A 19219-nucleotide genomic window follows, 5' to 3' on the forward strand; every position below is an offset into this window, starting at 1 on the left:
GGGGCAGCTCCCGCCTTCGCAACCACGGAGTTCACCGACGCGATGGGGCGGTTCGCCACCGGAGTCACGGTGGTGACCGTGGCCGACGGGCGAGACGACATCGGCAGCACCGTCAACGCGTTCGCCTCGGTCTCGGCCGATCCGCCGATGGTACTGGTGAGTGTCTCCACGGACAGCTACCTCACCGAGGTCATCGACCGGCAGGGTGGTTTCGCGGTGAACGTGCTCGGTTCTGCGCACCGGGCGATCGCGGGGCGTTTCTCTGCGGAGGGCCGGCCCAGTGCCCGACTGCTCCTGGCAGGGGAACCCCACCACCGCGGCACGCTCACCAACGCGCTCATCCTCGACGCGGCGATCGCAGCCGTGGAGTGCTCGGTGCATCAGCGGGTGGAAGCCGGCGACCACATCGTCTATCTGGCCCGGGTGCGGTCCCTGCCCGAGGTCGGTCGGACCGGTTCGGAGTCCAAGCCGCTGATCAGGTACAAGAGCCGGTATCACCATCTCGGATAAACAGGCATACCAGTGTGCGGCCAGATTATCGACGGTGCCACGGGGTCAGTACTTGCGGGAGGGTCCGCCTGCTAGCGCCTCGGCGCCAGGGTCTTGCCCCCGGGGCGGCTAGTTCACGCCGCCCCGGATCAGCGATCCAATGGAGGCATGGAAACAGCCTTCACCGTCCTCGGAGTTCTGGCCGTGGGACTGATCCTCGCCGCGATCCTGTAGCCGAGCACGCCGTCGCCGCCCGCACGTTCCACGTGCGGGCGGCGACGACCTCTGGTCATGGCCTTCGGCTAGAGAAGGCCCGCCGACTCGAGCCACTCGGCGGCGACCTCGTCGGGGTCCTCCTGGTCGATGCTCACACGCTGGTTGAGCTCCAGAAGCGTCTCGGTGGTGAGCTGCGCGGAAACCGCGTTGAGCGCTTCCCGGGCGGTCTCGTCGACGCTGGCGCTGTGGATCAGCGGGGTGACGTTCTGGGAGCCGAAGAGGTTCTCGGTGTCTTCCAGGACCACGAAGTCGTTGGCCACGATGACCGGGTCGGTGGTGAACAGGTTCGCCACCTGGATCTCGTCGTCCTTGAGCGCCTGCCAGACGATACCGATGTCCAGCGAACGGAACTCCTTGAATTCCAGGCCGTAACGGTCCTGCAGCCCCGGAACCCCCTGGGTCCGGGTCTCGAACTCGGGCGGACCGCCGAGGACGAGCTCGCCGGCGACGGGTTCGAGGTCGGCGATGCTGGTGAGCTCGTACTCGTCAGCAGTCGCGCGGCTGACCGAGAGGGAGTCCTTGTTCTCCGCCTCGGAGGAGTCGAGGATCTCCAGGCCGTCGGGGAGCTCCTCGGTGACGGCGGCGTTGGTGGCGTCGGTGTCACCGGAGGTCGCCCCGGGGTCGAGGTAGAACTGGATCGCCCCGTTGTATTCGGGGAAGACCGACAGGTTTCCCGAGGCGATCTGGTCGTAGTAGACCTCGCGGCTGCCGATGCCGAACTTGGTCTCCACCTCGATGTCCTTGGCTTCAAGGGCCTGGGCGTAGATGTTGCCGAGAAGCGTGCTCTCCGGGAAGTCCGCGGAGCCCACGACGACCGTACCGGCTTCGGGAGTGTCACCGTCCCCCTCTTCGAAGGGGTCGCTTCCGCCACCGCAGGCGGTCATGAGCATCAGGAGCGGAACGCCTGCGGCAGCCAGGCGGGTGAAAGTAGGCATGTGGTGGTGTCTCCTCAAGCGGGGATGGTGGTGGCGAAACTTATTTGGCCGCGGCCTGGCGTAGTCCTGGAGCGACCAGGAAGCGGCGCAGCAGATAGAACATCAGGGTGACGAGCACGGCCAGCGCAACGACGAGCAGGGAACCGCCGACCACCATGTCGAATTCGCGTCGGGCCTGTCCGTCCACGATGAACCGGCCCAGGCCACCGATTCCCACGTACGCGGCAATGGTTGCGGTGGACACCACTTGGATGGCGGCAGTACGCATTCCGAGCAGGATGAGCGGGAGCGCGACCGGCAGCTCCAGCTTGAGCAACACCTCGTGGCCGCGCATACCCATTCCCTGGGCCGCGTCTTTGAGCTGGGGATCGACGCCGCGCACCCCTTCATAGGTGTTGACGAGGATGGGGGGCACGGCCAGCGCCACGAGCGCGACCATGACAGGGGCGACGCCGATTCCCACCGCGATCACCACGAGCATGAGCACACCGATGGTGGGCAGTGCGCGCGCGAAGTTGGCGATGCTGGCGGTAAGGAACCCGCCGCGTCCGGTGTGGCCGGTCACCAGTCCGACCGGCACTCCGATGAGGGTAGCGAGGGCGAGCGCCTGCGCGGAGTACAGGACGTGCTGTCCGAGTCGCGTGGGAATTCCCGCTCCGCCGCTCCATTGGGCCGGGTCGCTGATCCAGAGCCAGAACTCAAGGAAAAGGTTCATGTGGCCTCCGCTCGCCGGGAACCGGTGTCGGTAGCGGGAGCGGTGGTTCCGGCGCCTGCTTCCCTACGGGCCGCGGACGTGCGCCGGGCAGCGCGTTCACTGCCTCTGGTCCACGGCGTGAGCAGACGCTGCATCAGCACCAGCAGTCCGTCGACCAGGAAGGCGAGCAGCACCGACAGAACGATTCCCACGATGATGGGAGTGGGGAACTGCCGTCGGAAACCGTCGGTGAGGATGAGCTGCCCGAGACCGCCGAGGCCCACCAGCGAGGCAACACTCACCATGCTGATGGTGGCCACGGCCGCAACCCGCAGTCCGGCGATCGCCACGGGAAGTGCGATGGGCAGTTCGACCTGGATGAGGCGGCGCAGCGGTGAGAAGCCCATGGCGATGGCGGCCTGGCGCACGTGTTGGGGCACCTGGTAGAGGCCGTCCACGACGTTGGGGACCAGGATCGCCAACGTGTAGAGCGAAAGCGGAATGATCGCGGTCCACTGGGTGAAACCGGTATAGGGAAGCAGCAGGAAGAACAGCGCGATCGAGGGCACCGCGTAGAGGATGTTCACACCGGTGAACACCGAGGGGTAGAGCCAGCGCCAGCGGGCGCAGACAACCCCGAGCGGAACGGCGATGAGGAGGCCGATGAGGATCGGCACCAGTGCCAGCTGGATGTGCTCCAGGAGGCGGGTGCCGACGGGGTCGTCCCAGTTGCGTGCGATCCAGTCCCAGCGGATCAGCGGCTGGTCACCCATCGGAACGCACCGGCTCGGCGGTGGGGGCCTCCTCGGCGCCCACCGACCAGATCGCGGAGCCCAACTCCGACTGGGCGACCACGCCGACCACGCGGCCGTCGGCGTCGACACCGACTGCGCGCCCCGCAGGAGAGAGCACTGCTGCGTCCAGAGCGGCCCGCAGGGAGTCGGTCTCGACGGTGAAGACGTGCCCGTAGTCGACCAGGTCGAGTGAACCCACCACGGTGCCGGGGTCCGCGGCCCCCAGGGTCTCGGTCGAGACCCAGCCACGCGGACCGCGCTCGCCGTCGACGACCAACAGCCACGGTTCCCCACTGCGCAGGGCCAGTTCCCTGGCCCGACCGGCCTGGACGTCGTCGCCCACGACCGTGTCGGTGCGGGGGGTGAGCAGCCTGGCCGGGAAGAACGACAGACGCCGAACGCCTCGGTCGTAACCGATAAAACCTTCGACGAAGGAGTCGACGGGGTTGGCGAGCAGACGCTCCGGGGTATCCAGCTGGGCCAGCTTGCCGCCCGGGCGGAAGACAGCAATGGAGTCGCCCAGCTTGACGGCTTCGTCGATGTCGTGGGTGACGAAGACGATGGTCTTGTGGAGTTCTGCCTGGAGGCGGATCAGTTCGTCCTGAAGGCTGGTCCGCACGACCGGGTCGACCGCGCTGAAGGGCTCGTCCATGAGCAGGACGGGCGGATCGGCTGCGAGCGCCCTTGCCACGCCGACCCGCTGCTGCTGTCCGCCGGAAAGCTGGTGCGGGTAGCGCTTGGCCTGCTCCGGTTGCAGGCCGACGAGCTCCATCAGCTCGCGGGCGCGCGCACGCGCGCGCGGCTTTCCCCAGCCGAGCAGGAAGGGCACCGTCGCGATGTTGTCCACGATGGTGCGGTGCGGGAAGAGGCCCGCCTGCTGGATGACGTAGCCGATGGAACGCCGTAGAACAGCTGGATCTCGGTCCCGGATGTCTTGGCCCTCAACGGTGATCAGACCGGTGGTCGGCTCGACCATCCGGTTGATCATCCGCAAGGAAGTGGTCTTGCCGCACCCTGACGGGCCGACGAAGACGGTGGTGCGCCCGGCCGGGATCTCGATATCGAGGTCGTCGACGGCGATGGTGCCGTCGGGGTAGCGCTTAGTGATGCCCGTGAAGGTGATCATGACGCTTGTACGGGTCCTTCGGTAAGCAGCCGTTTTGTCATGGGCTCGCTCGTTCCCGCTGTTAGACGACTCAAACAACGCCAACCTACCAAAAACCTACCGGACCACTCGAGAATGACTCACCTGGAGATTCGTCCTCCCGCCCCGTCACGGTGGGTTCGGGACCCCGGCCACCCGTTGGAACACCATCGGCACGAAGGGTCCTCACCCGCGTGGGGCGCGCCCGCTCCCGCTCGGCTCGCCCGCGACCCATTCGGCCAACTGGGTCAGGTCGGAAACGACCACGTCGGCCTGTTCTGCGCCAAGGCGCTCGGCATGCAGATAACCCCACATCCCGCGGCGCAGGAGGGCTGCCCGGAATCCGGCCGCCTTGGCGGGAAGCACATCGTTGTCGAGGCGATCGCCCACGTAGAGAATCTCCTCCGGGGCGTACCCGGACTCGGCCGCGACCCGCGCGAAGAACGCCGGGTCGGGCTTGGCGATTCCCCAGGCGTCGGAGACGTGAACGGCGTCCACCGGCAATCCCATCGCTTCAAGTGCGGGACCGGCCTGTACGGGCTGGTTTCCGGCGATGAGGATCTGGAGGCCCGCGGCGCGCAGGGCCGCGAGGGAGGTGCGGACATCAGGGTAGAGGTCATCCGCATCGAAGTCCTCGCGCAGGGAGCCGGGCTCGGCGCGCCGCCAGGCCTCGCTCTCCGCGTCCAGGTCGAAACCGGGCTTGACCAGCCGAAAGGCGTCGATCATCGGACGCCCCTCGGTGAGGACCCCGCCGAGGATCCCGAAGAAGGTCAGGTGGGGGACTTCGAGGCGGTCTGCCCAGCGGCCGAAGATCCTGGTCTCGTCGATCAGGGTCTCGCCGACGTCGAAAACTACGCTGCGGATCGTCACCAACCGGACGCTAACACAGTGCTCGTGGCGCCCTTCTCGGCAGTCGAGGCTAATCAGCGGGTGGCCGCAGGACCGCGAAGGCGTCGGTGATCTCCAGCGTCCGCGCACGAAATCTGAACAGCGCGGCAGGGCGCCCCCCTGAGCGGCCCGAGGGGACGCTCCGGCCGGTCTCCTCGATCTGCCCCCTGCGCAGCAGGACCCGTCGCAGGTTCGTGGCGGCCACATCATGGCCGAGCGCGGCGCGGTAGTAGCGCGAGAGCTGCGACATGGTGAACTCCGGCGGAGCGAGAGCGAACCCGATGTTGGTGTAGGAGAGCTTGGCGCGTAGCCGGCGTCGGGCGGAGTCGACCATGGCGGTGTGGTCGAAGGCCATCGGCAGCAGTTCGGACGCGAAGCACCATTCGGTGTCCGGGGGGACCACCGGATCAATTCCTGCGGGCACGAGCCCCAGGTAGGCGGTGGCCAGCGTGCGCGCGAAAGGATCGCGGTCGGGGTCGCCCCGGGTCTCCAACTGTTCCAGGTGGGAGAGGTCGCGCACGTCGACCTTCTGGGCGAGCTGTCGGCGAATGGACTCCCCCAGTCCTTCGAGCATCCCCAGACTTCCACCGGGCAGCGCCCACAGGCCCTCGCACGGAGGACGTCCGCGCCTCCACACCAGGACGCACAAGCGCCCTTCCCGAACCTGGAAGACGACCGCGAGCACTTCGTGGCCCACCCGGGGCGCCCCGGTGTGCGCCGCTGGGCCGAACCCGTCCGCGAACCGCTCTCCGGTTCCGTTGATATCCACCCCTGTTCCCTCCATCAGTCACCATGTTAGGCTGAATCGAGTTTTAGCCTGAAAGACAAAAACTAGATGTGACCACATCGGCACATCCGGGAATCCCCACCGCCCCGCAGCGGAAACGCCCCCGGTCAAAGGAAGAAGCACCCACTATGGCAACGGTCACCGTCGCTGAAGACGCGCAGACCAGGCAGGAATGGGCCGCGGAGGTTCGACGCCTCGCGGCCGAGCGGGACGCCGTCATCCTCGCGCACAACTACCAGCGCCCCGAGATTCAGGACGTCGCCCACTTCACCGGCGACTCCCTGGCCCTGTCCCGCCTGGCAGCCGAGGTCGAAGCGAGCACGATCGTCTTCTGCGGCGTGCACTTCATGGCCGAGACCGCCAAGATCCTGTCGCCGGAGAAGACGATCCTGCTGCCCGAACCCAAGGCAGGGTGCTCGCTGGCCGACACCGTCACGGCCGACGACGTGCGTGCCTGGCGCGGCGAGCATCCCGACGCAGTGGTCGTGGCCTACGTCAACACCACCGCCGCGGTGAAAGCGGAGACCGACGTGTGCTGCACCTCCTCCAACGCGGCCGACGTCATCCGCTCCATCCCCGAGGACAGGGAGATCCTGTTCCTGCCCGACCAATTCCTGGGTGCGCACGTCAAACGGGTGACCGGACGCGACAACATCCGGATCTGGATGGGCGAGTGCCACGTGCACGCCGGGATCGACGGTCACACACTGCGCGCACGGGCCGAGGCAGAACCCGACGCCGAGCTTTACGTGCACCCCGAATGCGGCTGTGCGACATCGGCGCTGTACCTGGCGACCTCGGGTGCGGTTCCCGAGGAGCGGGTGAAGGTGCTGTCCACAGGCGGCATGCTGAGCGCGGCCGAGCAGACGACCGCGAACAAGGTGCTGGTCGCCACCGAGACCGGGATGCTGCACCAGTTGCGCGCCGCCAATCACACGACGGTCTTCGAGCCGGTGAACGCACGGGCGGAATGCCACTACATGAAGATGATCACCGCGGACAAGCTGTTGTGGGCACTGCGCAACGGCACCACCGAGATCCACGTGCCCAAAGAGATCGCGGCCAGGGCTCGCCAGTCCGTGGAACGAATGGTGGCGATCGGCTCGCCCTCGCGCGGCGGCGAATAGACACGGGCCCCTTCATGACGGGTGGAGAGCCTTGGAAGAAGGCAACCCACCCGGTAAGGGAAAGCTTGCCGTTTGGACACAGATTGGAGAACCCAAAGGACAGCGATAGCCATAATCGCTAGCGTCTCGGACAACTCCGACTTTTCTGAAGCGAGTCGGCGGCAGCGTGGAAACGAATGGGTTGGGGGGGGCGTGACTACGCAGCGAAGACCGGGACACCGGCACGACATCACCGATGACGGCGAGTTCGTCATACTCCTGCGCGAGGGCAGAGGACACGAACAGTGTTACGACACGTTCGCCCCCGCTCTCTACCGCTACTGCTGGATCATGCTCGGCCCATGCGGTGACGAGAGTGGTGATGCCCCGGGTGAGGCTGTTCGGGAGGCGTTCCTCGCAGCAGTGGAGCTACGCCCGCAGCTCCGCGACCGAGAAGCGTTCAAATCCTGGTTGTTCGCGTTGGCGCGCACCGCGTGTCAGCGACGTGGGTTCACCCGGCGCTCACCCTATGCCGCGCTGGCGGTGGTCCCCGCGGAGCGACCCATGGTGGAGGCCATGTCCCAGGTCCCGCCCAGCCATCGCGAACTACTCGAACTGAACCTGCGGCACGGGCTCACCTCCACAGAGATCGCGACGGTCCTGGGGCTGGACCCCGAGACGGTCAGCGAACTGTGCCGCTCAGCGCTCAGGCGCGTCACCGACCTGCTCTCCGAGCAGGAGCCGGTCGTGTCCGCGCACCGGGCGGCGGGTCCGCAACCCCTGACCGACATCGCCGGGACACTCATCGGAGTCGCTCTGCCCGGACCGCCCGCGGCTCTTCGCGCACGTGTGCTCGAAGAGTGCACCGCACAGGAGGCAGCCGCAGCGCGGCTGGAAGCCGCCGCGATCGTTCGACCGCTGAGGCCCGACGGATTTCCGCTGCATCGACCGCGCGGCCCGGTCGGCACCCTCGACATAACCGACGACTTCGTCGAAGACCTGGAGCAGGAGGAAGACCTCACCTCGGTCCGAAGCGACCGGACGACGACAGCCGATGTTCCTGCGCGCCGGACGGCCGAGCCCGTGGCCGAACTCGTCGCGGCCACTGGCAAGGAGCTGCCCGGCCCCCAGGGCGAGGACGATCGGCGCTCCCGCTGGCTGGTTCCCGCGGCGGCGGGAGTGGCAACCGCCGTTGTCGCATGCTCGCTGTGGGGTATGGGAGCGTTCCTACAGAACCGTCCCAGCAGCACGGTCGCCGACGGCCTCTTTCCGGGGGAACGGATCGAGGCACCGGTCGATCCGAGCGACACCACCGCAGAACCCCCGTCCGACCACAACCCCGGCCCTGCGCCGGCCACTGACGAACAGCTCGATCCCGCGCAGGTCGGGACCGCTGTGCCGGAGACGGCCTCCCCCGGCTCCCTCGTGCAGGAAACCGAGGCCGTGGAAGCCCCTGGGGAGCAGTCCCCCGGCTCTCCCGAGCAGCCCGCACCACCCGTCGAGCAACCGGGCCCGGAGCCGGAGCCGGCACCCGAACAACCGGAGCAGCCCGTGGTGATACCGCCGGTGGAGATTCCCGACGAGCAGCCGCCGGGGCGCACCAACGTGGTCACCGAACTGGTCGGCGGCGTTCTCGGCCTTCTCGGCCTCGGCGCGTAGGCGGTGCGACCCCGATGCCCCGCATCAGGTGGGGTAGGCGACCGAGCACTCCCCCTGAGGGAACTCACTCCCCAGGTCATAGGGGTCGACCACTGCCCCGCCCCTGCCGGGGCCGTCCGTTTTTAGATCCGTCGGGAAGAGCGGGACGAGATAGCTGTCGTCATCGAGGTCGCAGTGCACGGGGGTCGCGCTGTTGGCGAGGCTGAAGGTCCGCAGCCGAACGTCCGGCTCGGCCACCGGGTCAACGGAGAAGACAAAGGTCCCCTCGGCTCCGATGACCAACCGGGTGGAGGCAGACTCATCCGGCTTGGCGATCGGATAGACGAAGTTGTAACGAACGGCGACCTCGATGAGGTCGTCGACGCGACTGTCCGACTTCCGCACCGTCGTCTCCCCCAGGGCCCGGACCTGTGTTCCGATGAGTTCGGCGCTTCCGGGGGCGAGGTTGAGCACGACGGCCCGGGTGCTGTTCTCGCCTTCTGCGTCGAGTCCGTCCTCGAACCAGGAAAGGAGTTCCGGTTCGAGTATTTCCTGGAAGGCCGAGTTGTCACCGTCGAAGACTGCTTCCGGGGTGAGATAGACCGCTGTGAGCAGTTCCTCGGTGGCCGTGAGGGCCGCGTCGACCCGGGACTGCTCGACTCCGTGCAGGACGGCGTCGACGGGGCCCCTGCTGATCGCCTCGGCCGCGAGCGGATAGTCCGCGGCGGGTGAATCCCCGAAAGGGTCTGCCGGATCGATCGCGTATTCGGGGCCCTGTTCCCGAACGAGAAAGGTCAGCGGGTCCAACGCCGTGCACCCGGGGACGGTGAAGGCCAAAGAGGTGGCGACCATGGCGAAAGCGGTACGCCCCGGGGTGACAGGGGCGGTGAACAGCGTCATGGCGGAGCTTCCTCTGCAAACAGTGCGGTCGTGACCGGGCAGCAGGGCGACACGGTTCACCGGGGAGCGGCCCGGGCGAGCAACCCGCGGCAGGAACACGTTAACCATCCGGAACGGGAATCCCAACAGGAAACCGCGTCCGCCGGAGAACCTCGGCCCGAACGCGCGGTCGTCATGACGGGGCCCGCCCTGAACGTCGGGCTGCTGCCGCCCGGGCAGGCGTCGCCTCATCGACGACCGGACGTTGTTCGTTCACCGCCCGTTCGCCGCAGAAAGGCGGGTACTAAACTGGCTGGTAACGTCTGGGGCGTGTGACAAACGAGGTGATCCGTTGACTCTGCCGGAAAGAGTGGTGTCCCATCCGGCTCTGCCTTCCCACCGCCCTGAGACCCTTCCGGTCGCCCTCACCACCCCGTTCTACTCCGCTATCGCCACCGTGCCGACGCGTCGGCCGCCGCGGCCTCGCCTGTGATGGGTTGTCAACGACATGTCTCTTGACCGTCCCCTGCGTATCGCCCTGCTCTCCTACCGCAGCAAACCGCACTGCGGCGGCCAGGGCGTCTACGTCCGGCACCTCTCGCGGGAACTCACCGCTCTGGGACACGATGTACGGGTGCTGTCCGGACAGCCCTACCCCGAACTCGACGACGGCGTCACGCTGGAAAAAATCCCCAGTCTGGACCTCTACAACGATGCCGACCCGTTCAAAGCCCCGCCGCTGAGGCAATGGCGCGGCTGGATCGACGCCCTCGAAGTCTCGACCATGTGGACTGCGGGCTTTCCCGAGCCGCTGACCTTCTCCCTCAGGGCGCTGCGTGAACTTCGCTCCCGACGCGGCGAGTTCGATGTGGTGCACGACAACCAGACCCTGGGATATGGCCAACTCGGCATCCAGGCGCACGGTTTCCCGCTGGTCACGACCATCCACCACCCGATCACCGTCGATCGCCGCATCGAGGTCGAGGACGCCACCGGCTGGCAGCGACTGTCCAAGCGCCGTTGGTACAGCTTCGTGGGGATGCAGGGCAGGGTCGCCCGGCGGCTTCGCACCATTCTGGTGCCCTCACAGTCCTCTGCCGATGACATCGTGCGCGAGTTCGGTGTGCGTCGCAGCGTGATCGACGTAGTGCCTTTGGGGGTCGACACCCGTTTCTTCCATCCCCGCCCCGATGTTGCCCGGGTTCCCGGACGGATCGTCTGTGTGGCCAGTGCCGACAGCCCGCTCAAAGGGGTCCCCACGCTACTGCGTGCCGCGGCCAAGCTGGCCACCGAACGCGACGTGTCCCTGACGATCGTCAGCCGCCCCAAACCGGGCGGCCCGACCGACCGGCTCGTGGACGAGTTGACCCTGCGCGACCGCGTCACCTTCGTCAGCGGCATCGACGACACCGAACTGGCCCGACTGTTGTCCAGCGCCCAGATCGTGGTGATTCCTTCCCTCTACGAGGGATTCTCCCTGCCCGCGGTGGAGGCCATGGCTGCAGGCACCCCATTGCTGGCCAGCCGGGCCGGCGCTCTGCCCGAGGTAGTGGGTGAGGACGGCGACGCCGGCCGGCTGATCGCTCCGGGCGATCCCGAGGAAATGGCCGCAGCGATCGCCGACCTTCTCGACGACGATGCCGCACGCGCCCGGATGGGCGCCGCCGCCTGGCAACGCGTCCAGGAACGGTTCACCTGGCGGGCGGTCGCCGAAGCGACCGCTCTGCGCTACATCGAAGCCATCGACGCCGCGCAGTCACGTCCCGGCCGGCCCGGCCCTCCCTGACTCGCACCGCCCGCTCTCCCGCACACCGGTGCGAGCACAGACCGCTAAGGAGCCTGCACTGATCACCGTCGACTTCACCCTGTTCCCCGTCGGGCCCGGCAACCGCGTGCTGGACCTGGGCTGCGGCGGTGGCAGACACGCGTTCGAGATCTACCGGCGGGGCGCCGACGTGGTGGCCTTCGACCAAAACGAGAACGATCTCGCCGACGTCGCCACCATGTTCACCGCGATGCGCTCCGAAGGGGAGGCTCCCGGAGGGGCCGAGGCCGAGACGGTCAAGGGCGACGCCCTGGACATGCCCTTCGACGACGCGTCTTTCGATCGGGTGGTAGCCGCCGAGATCATGGAGCACATCCCGCATGACACGGCAGCCATGGCCGAGCTGTACCGGGTGCTCAAGCCCGGCGGGATCGCCGCGGTCACGGTTCCGAGCTGGCTGCCCGAGCGAATCTGCTGGGCGCTCTCGGAGGAGTACCACACCAACGAAGGCGGTCACATTCGGATCTACACCCGCGCCGAGCTGGAGGCCAAACTCAAGGCCACCGGATTCGAGATCGGTCCGCACCACCACGCCCACGCTCTGCACGCGCCGTACTGGTGGATCAAGTGCGCGGTGGGCACCGACAACGACACGCATCCGCTGGCCAGCGCCTACCACCGGATGCTGGTGTGGGACATGTTCACGTCCCCCCGGGTCACCCGGATCGCCGAGCGCCTGCTCAACCCCTTGATCGGTAAGAGCGTTGTCGTCTACCTGCGAAAGCCCCGTGGCGAGGGCGCCGGATGATCCGAAGCGACCTTCCCGAACTCCCCGGCGTCCTGTCGGGCGACGAGATTGCGCAGAGTGCCCGCTACCTCCTCGACTGCCAGGAGCACTCGGGCGCGATCCCGTGGTTTCGCGGCGGGCATCTCGACGCCTGGGACCACGTGGAGTGCGCGATGGCCCTCTCGGCGACCGGCCACCGGGATGCGGCCGCACGCGCCTACGACTGGTTGGCCGACGTCCAGGACGCGGACGGCGCGTGGCCGGCCAGAATGCGCCAGGGACGGGTCGCCGACCCGATCCGCGAACCGAACCACGCTGCCTATCTGGCGGTGGGGGTCTGGCACCATGTCCTGGTCACGGGCGACGACGCGTTCGCCCGACGGCTGTGGCCGGCGGTGCGCCGCGCCGTCGATTTCGTGCTCGGACTGCGCACCGAGCGCGGCGAGATCCGTTGGGCACGCGACCCGGACGGTTCCGCGGGTGACCATGCCCTGCTCACCGGGTGCGCAAGCATTCACCAAGGACTACGCTGCGCGGTGGCACTGGCCGAACATCTGGGGCGGCCCCAGCCCGACTGGGAACTGGCCGCCGCCCAACTGGGCCACCTGGTGTGCGAGCACGAGTCGGTGTTCGCCGATCGGTCCCGTTATTCGATGGACTGGTACTACCCGATCCTCGGCGGCGCGATGCGCGGCGAACGGGCACGGGACCGCGTGGCAGAGCGCTGGGACACCTTCGTCGTCCCGGAACTGGGCATCCGCTGCGTGAGCGACCAGCCCTGGGTGACCGGGGCCGAATCCTCCGAGCTGGTGTTGTCCCTGGCTGCAATCGGTGAGACGGACCGGGGCGTGGAGGTGCTGTCGTGGATCCAGCACCTGCGCGACCCCGACGACGGTGCCTACTGGACCGGCTACCAGTTCGCCGAACAGGTGCGCTGGCCGGTGGAACGCAGCACCTGGACGGCGGCTGCGGTGATCCTGGCCGCGGATGCGCTGTGCGGGGCGACCCCGGGTTCCCGGGTGTTCACCGACCTGCCCGTGGAGACCGCCCCCGTCGATCCGGCACACTGCGGGTGCACCTCTCTCGTGGGTTGAGGCCCCGTAGTGACGGCGAAGGCCGGTTTCCCCTCTCGGAGGGGAAACCGGCCTTCGCCGTCAGGACCTCACCCGATGGGGAAGCCGCCTCCGGTGTCCTCGCCCGGAGGCCCGTTCGGGTCGGGATCGCTCGGGGCCGGATCGACGGGCGGCTGATCCGTCGAGGGGTCGTCGACCGGTGGCTCATCGGTCGGCGGAGCGTCGGCGTCGGGATCGCTCGGGGCCGGATCGACGGGCGGCTGATCCGTCGAGGGGTCGTCGGCGGGGACCTCCTCCTGGGGAGGCGGCGCCGGCGCGTAGTTCTCCGAACTCCCGCCGTAGACGGGCTGGGGGAAGTCCGCGTACTCGCCATAGGCGCTGGCTGCGGCCTTCTCCATGAAGTCACGCCAGATGATCGAAGGCAGGCCGCCACTGGACATCTCGCCCCAGCCAGGCACCACAGCGGTTTGGTTGTTGCCGTTGTAGACACCGGAGGCCGCCGCGAGATTGGGCGTGTACCCGACGAACCAGGCTGCGACACTGTCGCTGGTGGTACCGGTCTTGCCCGCCGCGGGACGCGAGATGGCGGCGTTGGTCCCGGTGCCCGACGTGACCACGTTGCGCATCGCGTACGTGGCATCGGCGGCCTCGCCCTCGGTGAGGACCCGGTTGCTTTCGATCTCCGGGCGCTCTTCCTCTCCCTCGCGGTTGGTGATCGAGCGGATGACGTGCGTCTCGATGTGCTCGCCGCCGTTAGCGAAGGTCGCATAGGCACCGGCCTGGTCGGTGGGGCTGACGCTGTTCACCCCCAGAGGCATGACCGGGACCAGGTGGTCGTCCAGGCTCCCCTCGGGCAGGCCCATCTCGTAGGCGGTGTCGGCGACCTTCTGCAGGCCGACCCGGTCGGCGAGATCGATGAACCCCAGGTTGTTGGAGACCGTGGTGGCCTGGACGAGGTTCATCGGCCCGCCGGGGGCGTTGCCGGCGTTCTGCACACGCGAACCGGCGATCATCTGGGGACCGCTGCCGTCCACGACGGTGTTGATGCCCATCCCGTTCTTCAGGGCCGCTGCAAGTACGAACGGCTTGAAGGAGGATCCGGCCTGGGCGGTGCCCAGGAAGGCGCTGTCGTACTGGTTCTTCTCGTAGTCGGAACCGCCGTAGAAGGCGACGACTTCACCGGTTGCGGGGTCGACCGCGCTCAGTCCGATCCGGACCTCCTCGGGGAGGTCGTCGACGTTGACGTTGTCCTCGACCGCCTCTTTGGCGGCGGCCATCAGGTCCTTGTCGAAGGTCGTGGTGATCGTGAAACCACCGCGGTTGATGTTGTCCTCGGTGTAACCGAGGGCCTCGAGTTCCTTCATGGCCTGCTGGAACATGTAGCCGTTGTAGCCGCTGAGGTCCATACCCGTCATGGGCCGTTCCTTCTCGGGCTTGGGGAACTCGTAGCCGGCGGCTTCGGCCGGGGTGATGGACTCCATCGTCACGAGGCCGTTGACGACGTACTGCCAGCGGTTCTCCATGTCCGGAGTGGTGTCGGAGTCGGCGAAGCCGAACCTGGTGGGCTGCTGGATGGCAGCGGCCAGGAACGCGGCCTCGTCGGGAGTGAGGTCGCCGACGTCCTTGTGGTAGTACGCCTCCGCCGCCGCTTGGATGCCGTAGGCGTTGCGACCGAAGTAGATGGTGTTGAGGTACTGCTCCAGCACCCACGCCTTGCTCTTGGACTTGTCCACCTTCAAGGAGATGACGATCTCCTTGAGCTTGCGATCGATGGACTGCTCCTGGCTGAGGCCCTCGTAGTAGTTGCGCACCATCTGCTGGGTGATGGTGGAACCGCCCTGGACCTGGTTTCCGCTGACCGTTGACCACACGGCACGGGCGGTCCCGGTGAAGGAGACTCCGGGCTCGGTCCAGAATCCGCGGTCCTCGGCGGAGAGGATGGCGTTCTGGACGTGCTCGGGCACCTCGTCCAGTTCCACCGGGTCGCGGTTGACCCCACGTTTGGCGATCACCGAACCGTCGGCGTAGGTGATGGTGGACCCCTCGGCGACCGCGTCGGCCTGGGTGGCGTCGGGTACGTCGATCGTGGTGAAGGCGTAGGCGAAACCGCCCGCGACCAGCAGGCAGATAAACAGCGCGGCGATCAGTCCGACACGAGTGATCCGCCACCACAGCGGTTTTTTCTTCTTGTCCTTCTTGTTCTTCGGGTCCTTGCCCGGCGCTCCCTTGGGACCGGTCGCGTCTTCGCGGCCTTCGGGGCCGTTGCCCGCTCCGCCCGTGCCATCGGCGGCAGCCGTCTGTTCGGGCTCGCGATCGACAGCGGCTGACGTCTGCGCGCCCACCGTTTCGAACCCGCGGGTCGCCGCGACGTCAGCCGTGGGCTGGGCAGCGGCGTCGTCCCCGTTTGCACGGGCCGTCTCGGGCTGTCTGGTGGAGTAGACCGCGGCAGCGAGTCCGGTCTTCTTGGCCGGTGGCGTGTCGGCTGTCCGTTCGGGGGGCGGCTCGGAAGCCGCGGCCTCGTCCGTCCCGGCGGGATCTCCGGCCGTGGGCTGCCCTGCGGGATCGCGGGTCGCAGCGCCCTCGTCGGTCTCGCCCGAACCCGCGCGAACGGAAGTGCCCGCCTCTGCGCCGGCGGGAGTGGACTCGACGTTCGTTGTCGGGGCGGGAGCCGCCTTGCCCAAGTTGTAGTGGTAGCGCGCCGGGGGCCGCTGCTCGTCAGCGCCGTCGGAGGCGTCCTCGGTCTCAGGAGCCTGGTTCGCGGAGGCCCGATCCGCGGAGGTCATGGCTCCCGCGGCGAGTCCGACACCGGCTATCGCGGCACCGGTCGCAGCGGTGTCCGCGGCGGCGGAGCCCGCGGCAGCGGATTCCGCTGTTGCGTCGGCGTCGTCGTCGGTTGCGCGCGGGCTCTCGGAACGGGCGGAGTGCTCGGGGTCGTCGGCGTCGTCGAAGACAGGGGTGAACTCGGCCGTGCCCTCCGGGTCCCACTCCTGTGCCGGTTCCGCGGACGCGGCGGACGGTGAATCATCGTCGTCATCGTCGTCGAAGACCGGCCGGAACTCGGCGGTGCCTTCCGGGTCCCAGTTCTCGTCATCGGAACGCTCGGCGGCCGTGGCAGGAGTCGCTTCCCCACCGTCGGTCTTCGCGGAGGAAGCCTCGTCGGTCCGCTCGACAACGGCGTCGGTTTCCGCGGCCGACTGTTCGTCGCCCTCCACAGCCCCGGGCGTACCGGTCCTGTCGACGGAGCCGTCCTCGTTCAGGCTGAGCCCGTACTGGTCGGCCAGGTTGCGGGCCACCGTGTCCCGGAAGAAACTTCCGCTGTCCTTGAAGGCGCTGGCCGCAAGATAGGGCGACTCCTCACCCTCCTGCGCGCCGTCCGAGCCGGCGAACCAGCCGAAGTCGCCGTCGCCGTCAGGTGCGTCCGACCGGGTCGTCGACTGCGGCTCTGCGTCGTTCGCACCCGGGGCATCGCGGTCGGCGGCCTCCGTCTCGTCCGACACGGTGCCGTGGTCGGCATCATCGGTGTCGGCTGGGCTGGGTCGCTGATCGAAACCGTCAGCAGGACGGTCATCGGGGTCGGGGTGCTTGGGATCCACGTCACTCGTCGTCGAAGAAGGTGTACCGGTGTCTGGTGTCTGGGCCTCGGGGTGCGGCTCGCTCCCGCCAACGCCTTTGCTACTGTCGCTCAGTTCTTCCGCCCCCTGAAGTCTTCGCTCCCCACCATCGGGCGCTAACGCGTAGGACGCGCAGATACACCCATTCGGTTCACGAAAAAGTGTGAGATTCGGGATGGCGCCAGCGGGGGTCCGCCTGATCCCTGTCGCACCACGATACCCGGCCTGGCCGACGATCCTGTCGGCCCGGCACCGGCTATGACCTGGCTCTAACAGGACTCTTATATTCGGCCCCGTGTTCTCGGGGCGGCTCCGATCACTGGTTTCGCCACCCCTAGCAGGGCAGAGGCGTGAAGACGGTCAGCGTTGGCGGCGCAGTACCCGCAGTGATCCCTTCACAGCAATCTCAGCGAACTCCCCGGAGTCCAGCGCACGCCGATAGACGTTGTAGGGCGGCCGTCCGCCGTCGGCCGGATCGGGGAACACGTCATGGATCACCAGCGCCCCTCCGACGCACACGTGCGGGCTCCAGCCTTCGTAGTCGGCCTGGGCGGCCTCCTCGGTGTGCCCGCCGTCGATGAAGAGCATCCCCAAAGGTGCTCGCCACAGCCGGGCGACGGCTGCGGAGCGCCCCACCACCGCCAGCACCTCGTCGTCGAGCCCGGCGTCCGCCATGGTCGCCCGAAAGGTTCCCAGGGTGTCGAGTCTTCCGGTGGCCGGATCGACCATGCTGGTGTCGTGGTACTCCCAGCCGGGCTGGTGCTCCTCGGATCCGCGGTGGTGGTCCACCGTGATCACCGTCGATCCGGTGGCCCGCGCGGCGGCGCCCAGGTACACGGTGGACTTGCCGCAGTAGCTGCCGATCTCCAGGACCGGACCGAGGGGGGCATGGTCCAGTGCCGCGCGGTAAAGGGCGAGGCCCTCGTCGGCAGGCATGAAACCCTTGGCGCTCTCTGCGACACGCAGCAGCTCAGGAGGCATGGAAACGCTCACGTGGGGCCTTTCGTCAAACGGTTGTCGCCGCACATCATCGCCGACCGGACCGTGGACGGCCGCACCAGCCCCGGCGCGGACCGCCCGGCGCTTCACGACGCGAAGGGCGGCGCACCGGCCCGGCGTGTGGTCAGCCCTGGCTGCGGTCCCCGAAAGCACGGAGCCGACGGGCTGCCTCGTCGAGAATCTCGTCGCGCTTGCAGAATGCGAATCGGACCAGGTGACGACCCTCGTCCTCGTTGGCGTAGAAAACCTGCGCGGGCACTGCCGCCACCCCGGTCAGCCGGGGCAGAGCACGAGCGAGGTCGACACCGTCGCTGTGCCCCAGTGGGCGGATGTCGGCCATCAGGAAGTAGGTGCCTTGCGGGTTCGACACCTGGAAACCCGCTTCGGTGAGCCCTGCTGCCAAGCGGTCGCGCTTGTCCTGGAGCGCGTCCCGTTGCGTGCGCACCCAGCCCTGCTCGTCACGCAGCGCATCGGCCAACGCGAGTTGGAGCGCGCCGTTGGCGCTGAAGGTGAGGAACTGGTTGACGGTCTGGACCGCCCGCACGAGTGGGCGGGGCCCCATCACCCAACCGGTCTTCCATGCGGTGACGGAGAAGGTCTTGCCCGCGGAGGACACGGTCAGGGTGCGCTCGGCCATACCGGGCTGAGCGGCCAACGGTACGTGCACGGTCCCGTCGAAGACGAGGTGTTCGTAGACCTCGTCGGCCAGTGCGATGACGTCGTTGTCCCGGCAGACCTCCGCGATGATCGCGAGTTCGTCGGGGGTGAACACCGTGCCGGTGGGGTTGTGCGGGGTGTTGACGATGATCATCCGGGTACGCGGGGTCACCGCGGCGCGCAACTCGTCCGGGTCGAAGGTGAACCGGGCGTTCGGCCCGGAACCGCTGGGACGCAGTGTGACCGGGCGGCGTACCCCCTGGGCAAGGGCGATGACCCCCGAATAGGAATCGTACATAGGCTCGAACAGTACGACCTCGTCGCCCGGTTCGACCAGGCTCAGCACCCCCGCGGCTATCCCTGCTGTCGCGCCCACGGTGATGTAGACCTCGGTCTCGGGGTCGAGGTCGATGCCGTAGCGGGCCTTGCGATCCTCGGCGACAGCGGTGCGCAACTCGATCCGGCCGGGCCCCGGAGGATACTGGTTCACCCCTTGGCCGATCCAGTGGGCCGCCCCCGCGAGCAGTGACGGCGGTCCGTCCGTGTCGGGAAAGCCCTGCCCTAGGTTGATGGCGTCGGTCTCATTTGCCAGGCGGGTCATCTCCGCGAAGATCGTCTCCCCGAAGCCACCCATTCGCGATACCAGAGGTTCATCCACACCGCACACCCTAGACCGCTCGCCCCGACCGGGCGAAGA

Annotated in this window: 16 protein-coding genes; 6 read left to right on the plus strand and 10 right to left on the minus strand. The window is 67.9% G+C overall.

Going from position 1 to position 19219, the window contains the following annotated elements:
• Window positions 1-42 precede the first annotated feature (42 nt).
• Window positions 43-510 (plus strand): flavin reductase family protein, encoded by a 468-nt coding sequence (locus QSJ59_RS05150; RefSeq protein WP_285757913.1) that lies wholly within the window; start codon window positions 43-45, stop codon window positions 508-510.
• Between the two features lie 281 nt (window positions 511-791).
• Here the strand turns inward: QSJ59_RS05150 and QSJ59_RS05155 are convergent, their stop codons facing one another.
• From QSJ59_RS05155 to QSJ59_RS05180, 6 genes are all read right to left on the minus strand, one after another.
• Window positions 792-1700 (minus strand): ABC transporter substrate-binding protein, encoded by a 909-nt coding sequence (locus QSJ59_RS05155; protein WP_285757518.1) that lies wholly within the window; start codon window positions 1698-1700, stop codon window positions 792-794.
• Window positions 1701-1740: 40 nt separating this feature from the next.
• Window positions 1741-2415 (minus strand): ABC transporter permease, encoded by a 675-nt coding sequence (locus tag QSJ59_RS05160; protein ID WP_285757519.1) that lies wholly within the window; start codon window positions 2413-2415, stop codon window positions 1741-1743.
• Entirely contained in the window at window positions 2412-3167 is a 756-nt protein-coding gene (locus QSJ59_RS05165) for an ABC transporter permease (RefSeq protein WP_285757520.1), read from the minus strand. The genes QSJ59_RS05160 and QSJ59_RS05165 overlap by 4 nt, the downstream gene beginning before the upstream one ends.
• Window positions 3160-4314 carry an ATP-binding cassette domain-containing protein gene (locus QSJ59_RS05170; protein WP_285757521.1) on the minus strand — a complete coding sequence of 385 codons (1155 nt, stop codon included), beginning with the start codon at window positions 4312-4314 and terminating at the stop codon, window positions 3160-3162. Before QSJ59_RS05170 ends, QSJ59_RS05165 begins: the two co-directional genes overlap by 8 nt.
• A gap of 204 nt (window positions 4315-4518) precedes the next feature.
• The gene (locus QSJ59_RS05175) at window positions 4519-5196 is read right to left on the minus strand and encodes an HAD family hydrolase (protein WP_285757914.1); all 678 of its coding nucleotides are present in this window, start codon (window positions 5194-5196) and stop codon (window positions 4519-4521) included.
• 55 nt (window positions 5197-5251) lie between these two features.
• A complete protein-coding gene (locus QSJ59_RS05180) occupies window positions 5252-5989 on the minus strand; it encodes an NUDIX hydrolase (protein WP_285757522.1) in 738 nt (245 codons plus the stop codon).
• Window positions 5990-6135: 146 nt separating this feature from the next.
• Between QSJ59_RS05180 and nadA the strand changes: the two genes are divergently transcribed.
• Both nadA and QSJ59_RS05190 read left to right on the plus strand, forming a co-directional pair.
• A complete protein-coding gene (nadA, locus tag QSJ59_RS05185; RefSeq protein WP_285757523.1) occupies window positions 6136-7134 on the plus strand; it encodes a quinolinate synthase NadA in 999 nt (332 codons plus the stop codon).
• 192 nt (window positions 7135-7326) lie between these two features.
• On the plus strand, window positions 7327-8772 hold the full coding sequence (locus tag QSJ59_RS05190) for an RNA polymerase sigma factor (protein ID WP_285757524.1): 1446 nt from the start codon (window positions 7327-7329) through the stop codon (window positions 8770-8772).
• 24 nt (window positions 8773-8796) lie between these two features.
• Here the strand turns inward: QSJ59_RS05190 and QSJ59_RS05195 are convergent, their stop codons facing one another.
• Window positions 8797-9651: a hypothetical protein gene (locus QSJ59_RS05195; protein WP_285757525.1), complete on the minus strand. Its 855-nt coding sequence runs from the start codon at window positions 9649-9651 to the stop codon at window positions 8797-8799.
• Between the two features lie 487 nt (window positions 9652-10138).
• Here QSJ59_RS05195 and QSJ59_RS05200 point away from each other — a divergent pair, with 487 nt between their 5' ends.
• Genes QSJ59_RS05200 through QSJ59_RS05210 form a run of 3 tightly spaced genes read left to right on the plus strand, consistent with a single transcriptional unit; the run spans window position 10139 to window position 13276 of the window.
• Window positions 10139-11416: a glycosyltransferase family 4 protein gene (locus QSJ59_RS05200; protein ID WP_285757526.1), complete on the plus strand. Its 1278-nt coding sequence runs from the start codon at window positions 10139-10141 to the stop codon at window positions 11414-11416.
• Between the two features lie 58 nt (window positions 11417-11474).
• Window positions 11475-12203 (plus strand): class I SAM-dependent methyltransferase, encoded by a 729-nt coding sequence (locus QSJ59_RS05205; protein ID WP_285757915.1) that lies wholly within the window; start codon window positions 11475-11477, stop codon window positions 12201-12203.
• A complete protein-coding gene (locus tag QSJ59_RS05210; protein WP_285757527.1) occupies window positions 12200-13276 on the plus strand; it encodes a glucosidase family protein in 1077 nt (358 codons plus the stop codon). The genes QSJ59_RS05205 and QSJ59_RS05210 overlap by 4 nt, the downstream gene beginning before the upstream one ends.
• Before the next feature lie 68 nt (window positions 13277-13344).
• On the opposite strand, the gene QSJ59_RS05215 is transcribed toward QSJ59_RS05210, so the two are convergent.
• From QSJ59_RS05215 to QSJ59_RS05225, 3 genes are all read right to left on the minus strand, one after another.
• A complete protein-coding gene (locus QSJ59_RS05215; RefSeq protein WP_285757528.1) occupies window positions 13345-16848 on the minus strand; it encodes a transglycosylase domain-containing protein in 3504 nt (1167 codons plus the stop codon).
• Between the two features lie 378 nt (window positions 16849-17226).
• Window positions 17227-17847 carry a class I SAM-dependent methyltransferase gene (locus tag QSJ59_RS05220; protein ID WP_432707437.1) on the minus strand — a complete coding sequence of 207 codons (621 nt, stop codon included), beginning with the start codon at window positions 17845-17847 and terminating at the stop codon, window positions 17227-17229.
• 142 nt (window positions 17848-17989) lie between these two features.
• Window positions 17990-19180, minus strand: coding sequence for a pyridoxal phosphate-dependent aminotransferase (locus QSJ59_RS05225; protein WP_285757530.1), 1191 nt, complete (start codon window positions 19178-19180; stop codon window positions 17990-17992).
• Between the last annotated feature and the right edge of the window lie 39 nt (window positions 19181-19219).

The organism is Nocardiopsis ansamitocini (assembly GCF_030268225.1).
In the GTDB taxonomy this organism is placed as follows: domain Bacteria; phylum Actinomycetota; class Actinomycetes; order Streptosporangiales; family Streptosporangiaceae; genus Nocardiopsis_D; species Nocardiopsis_D ansamitocini.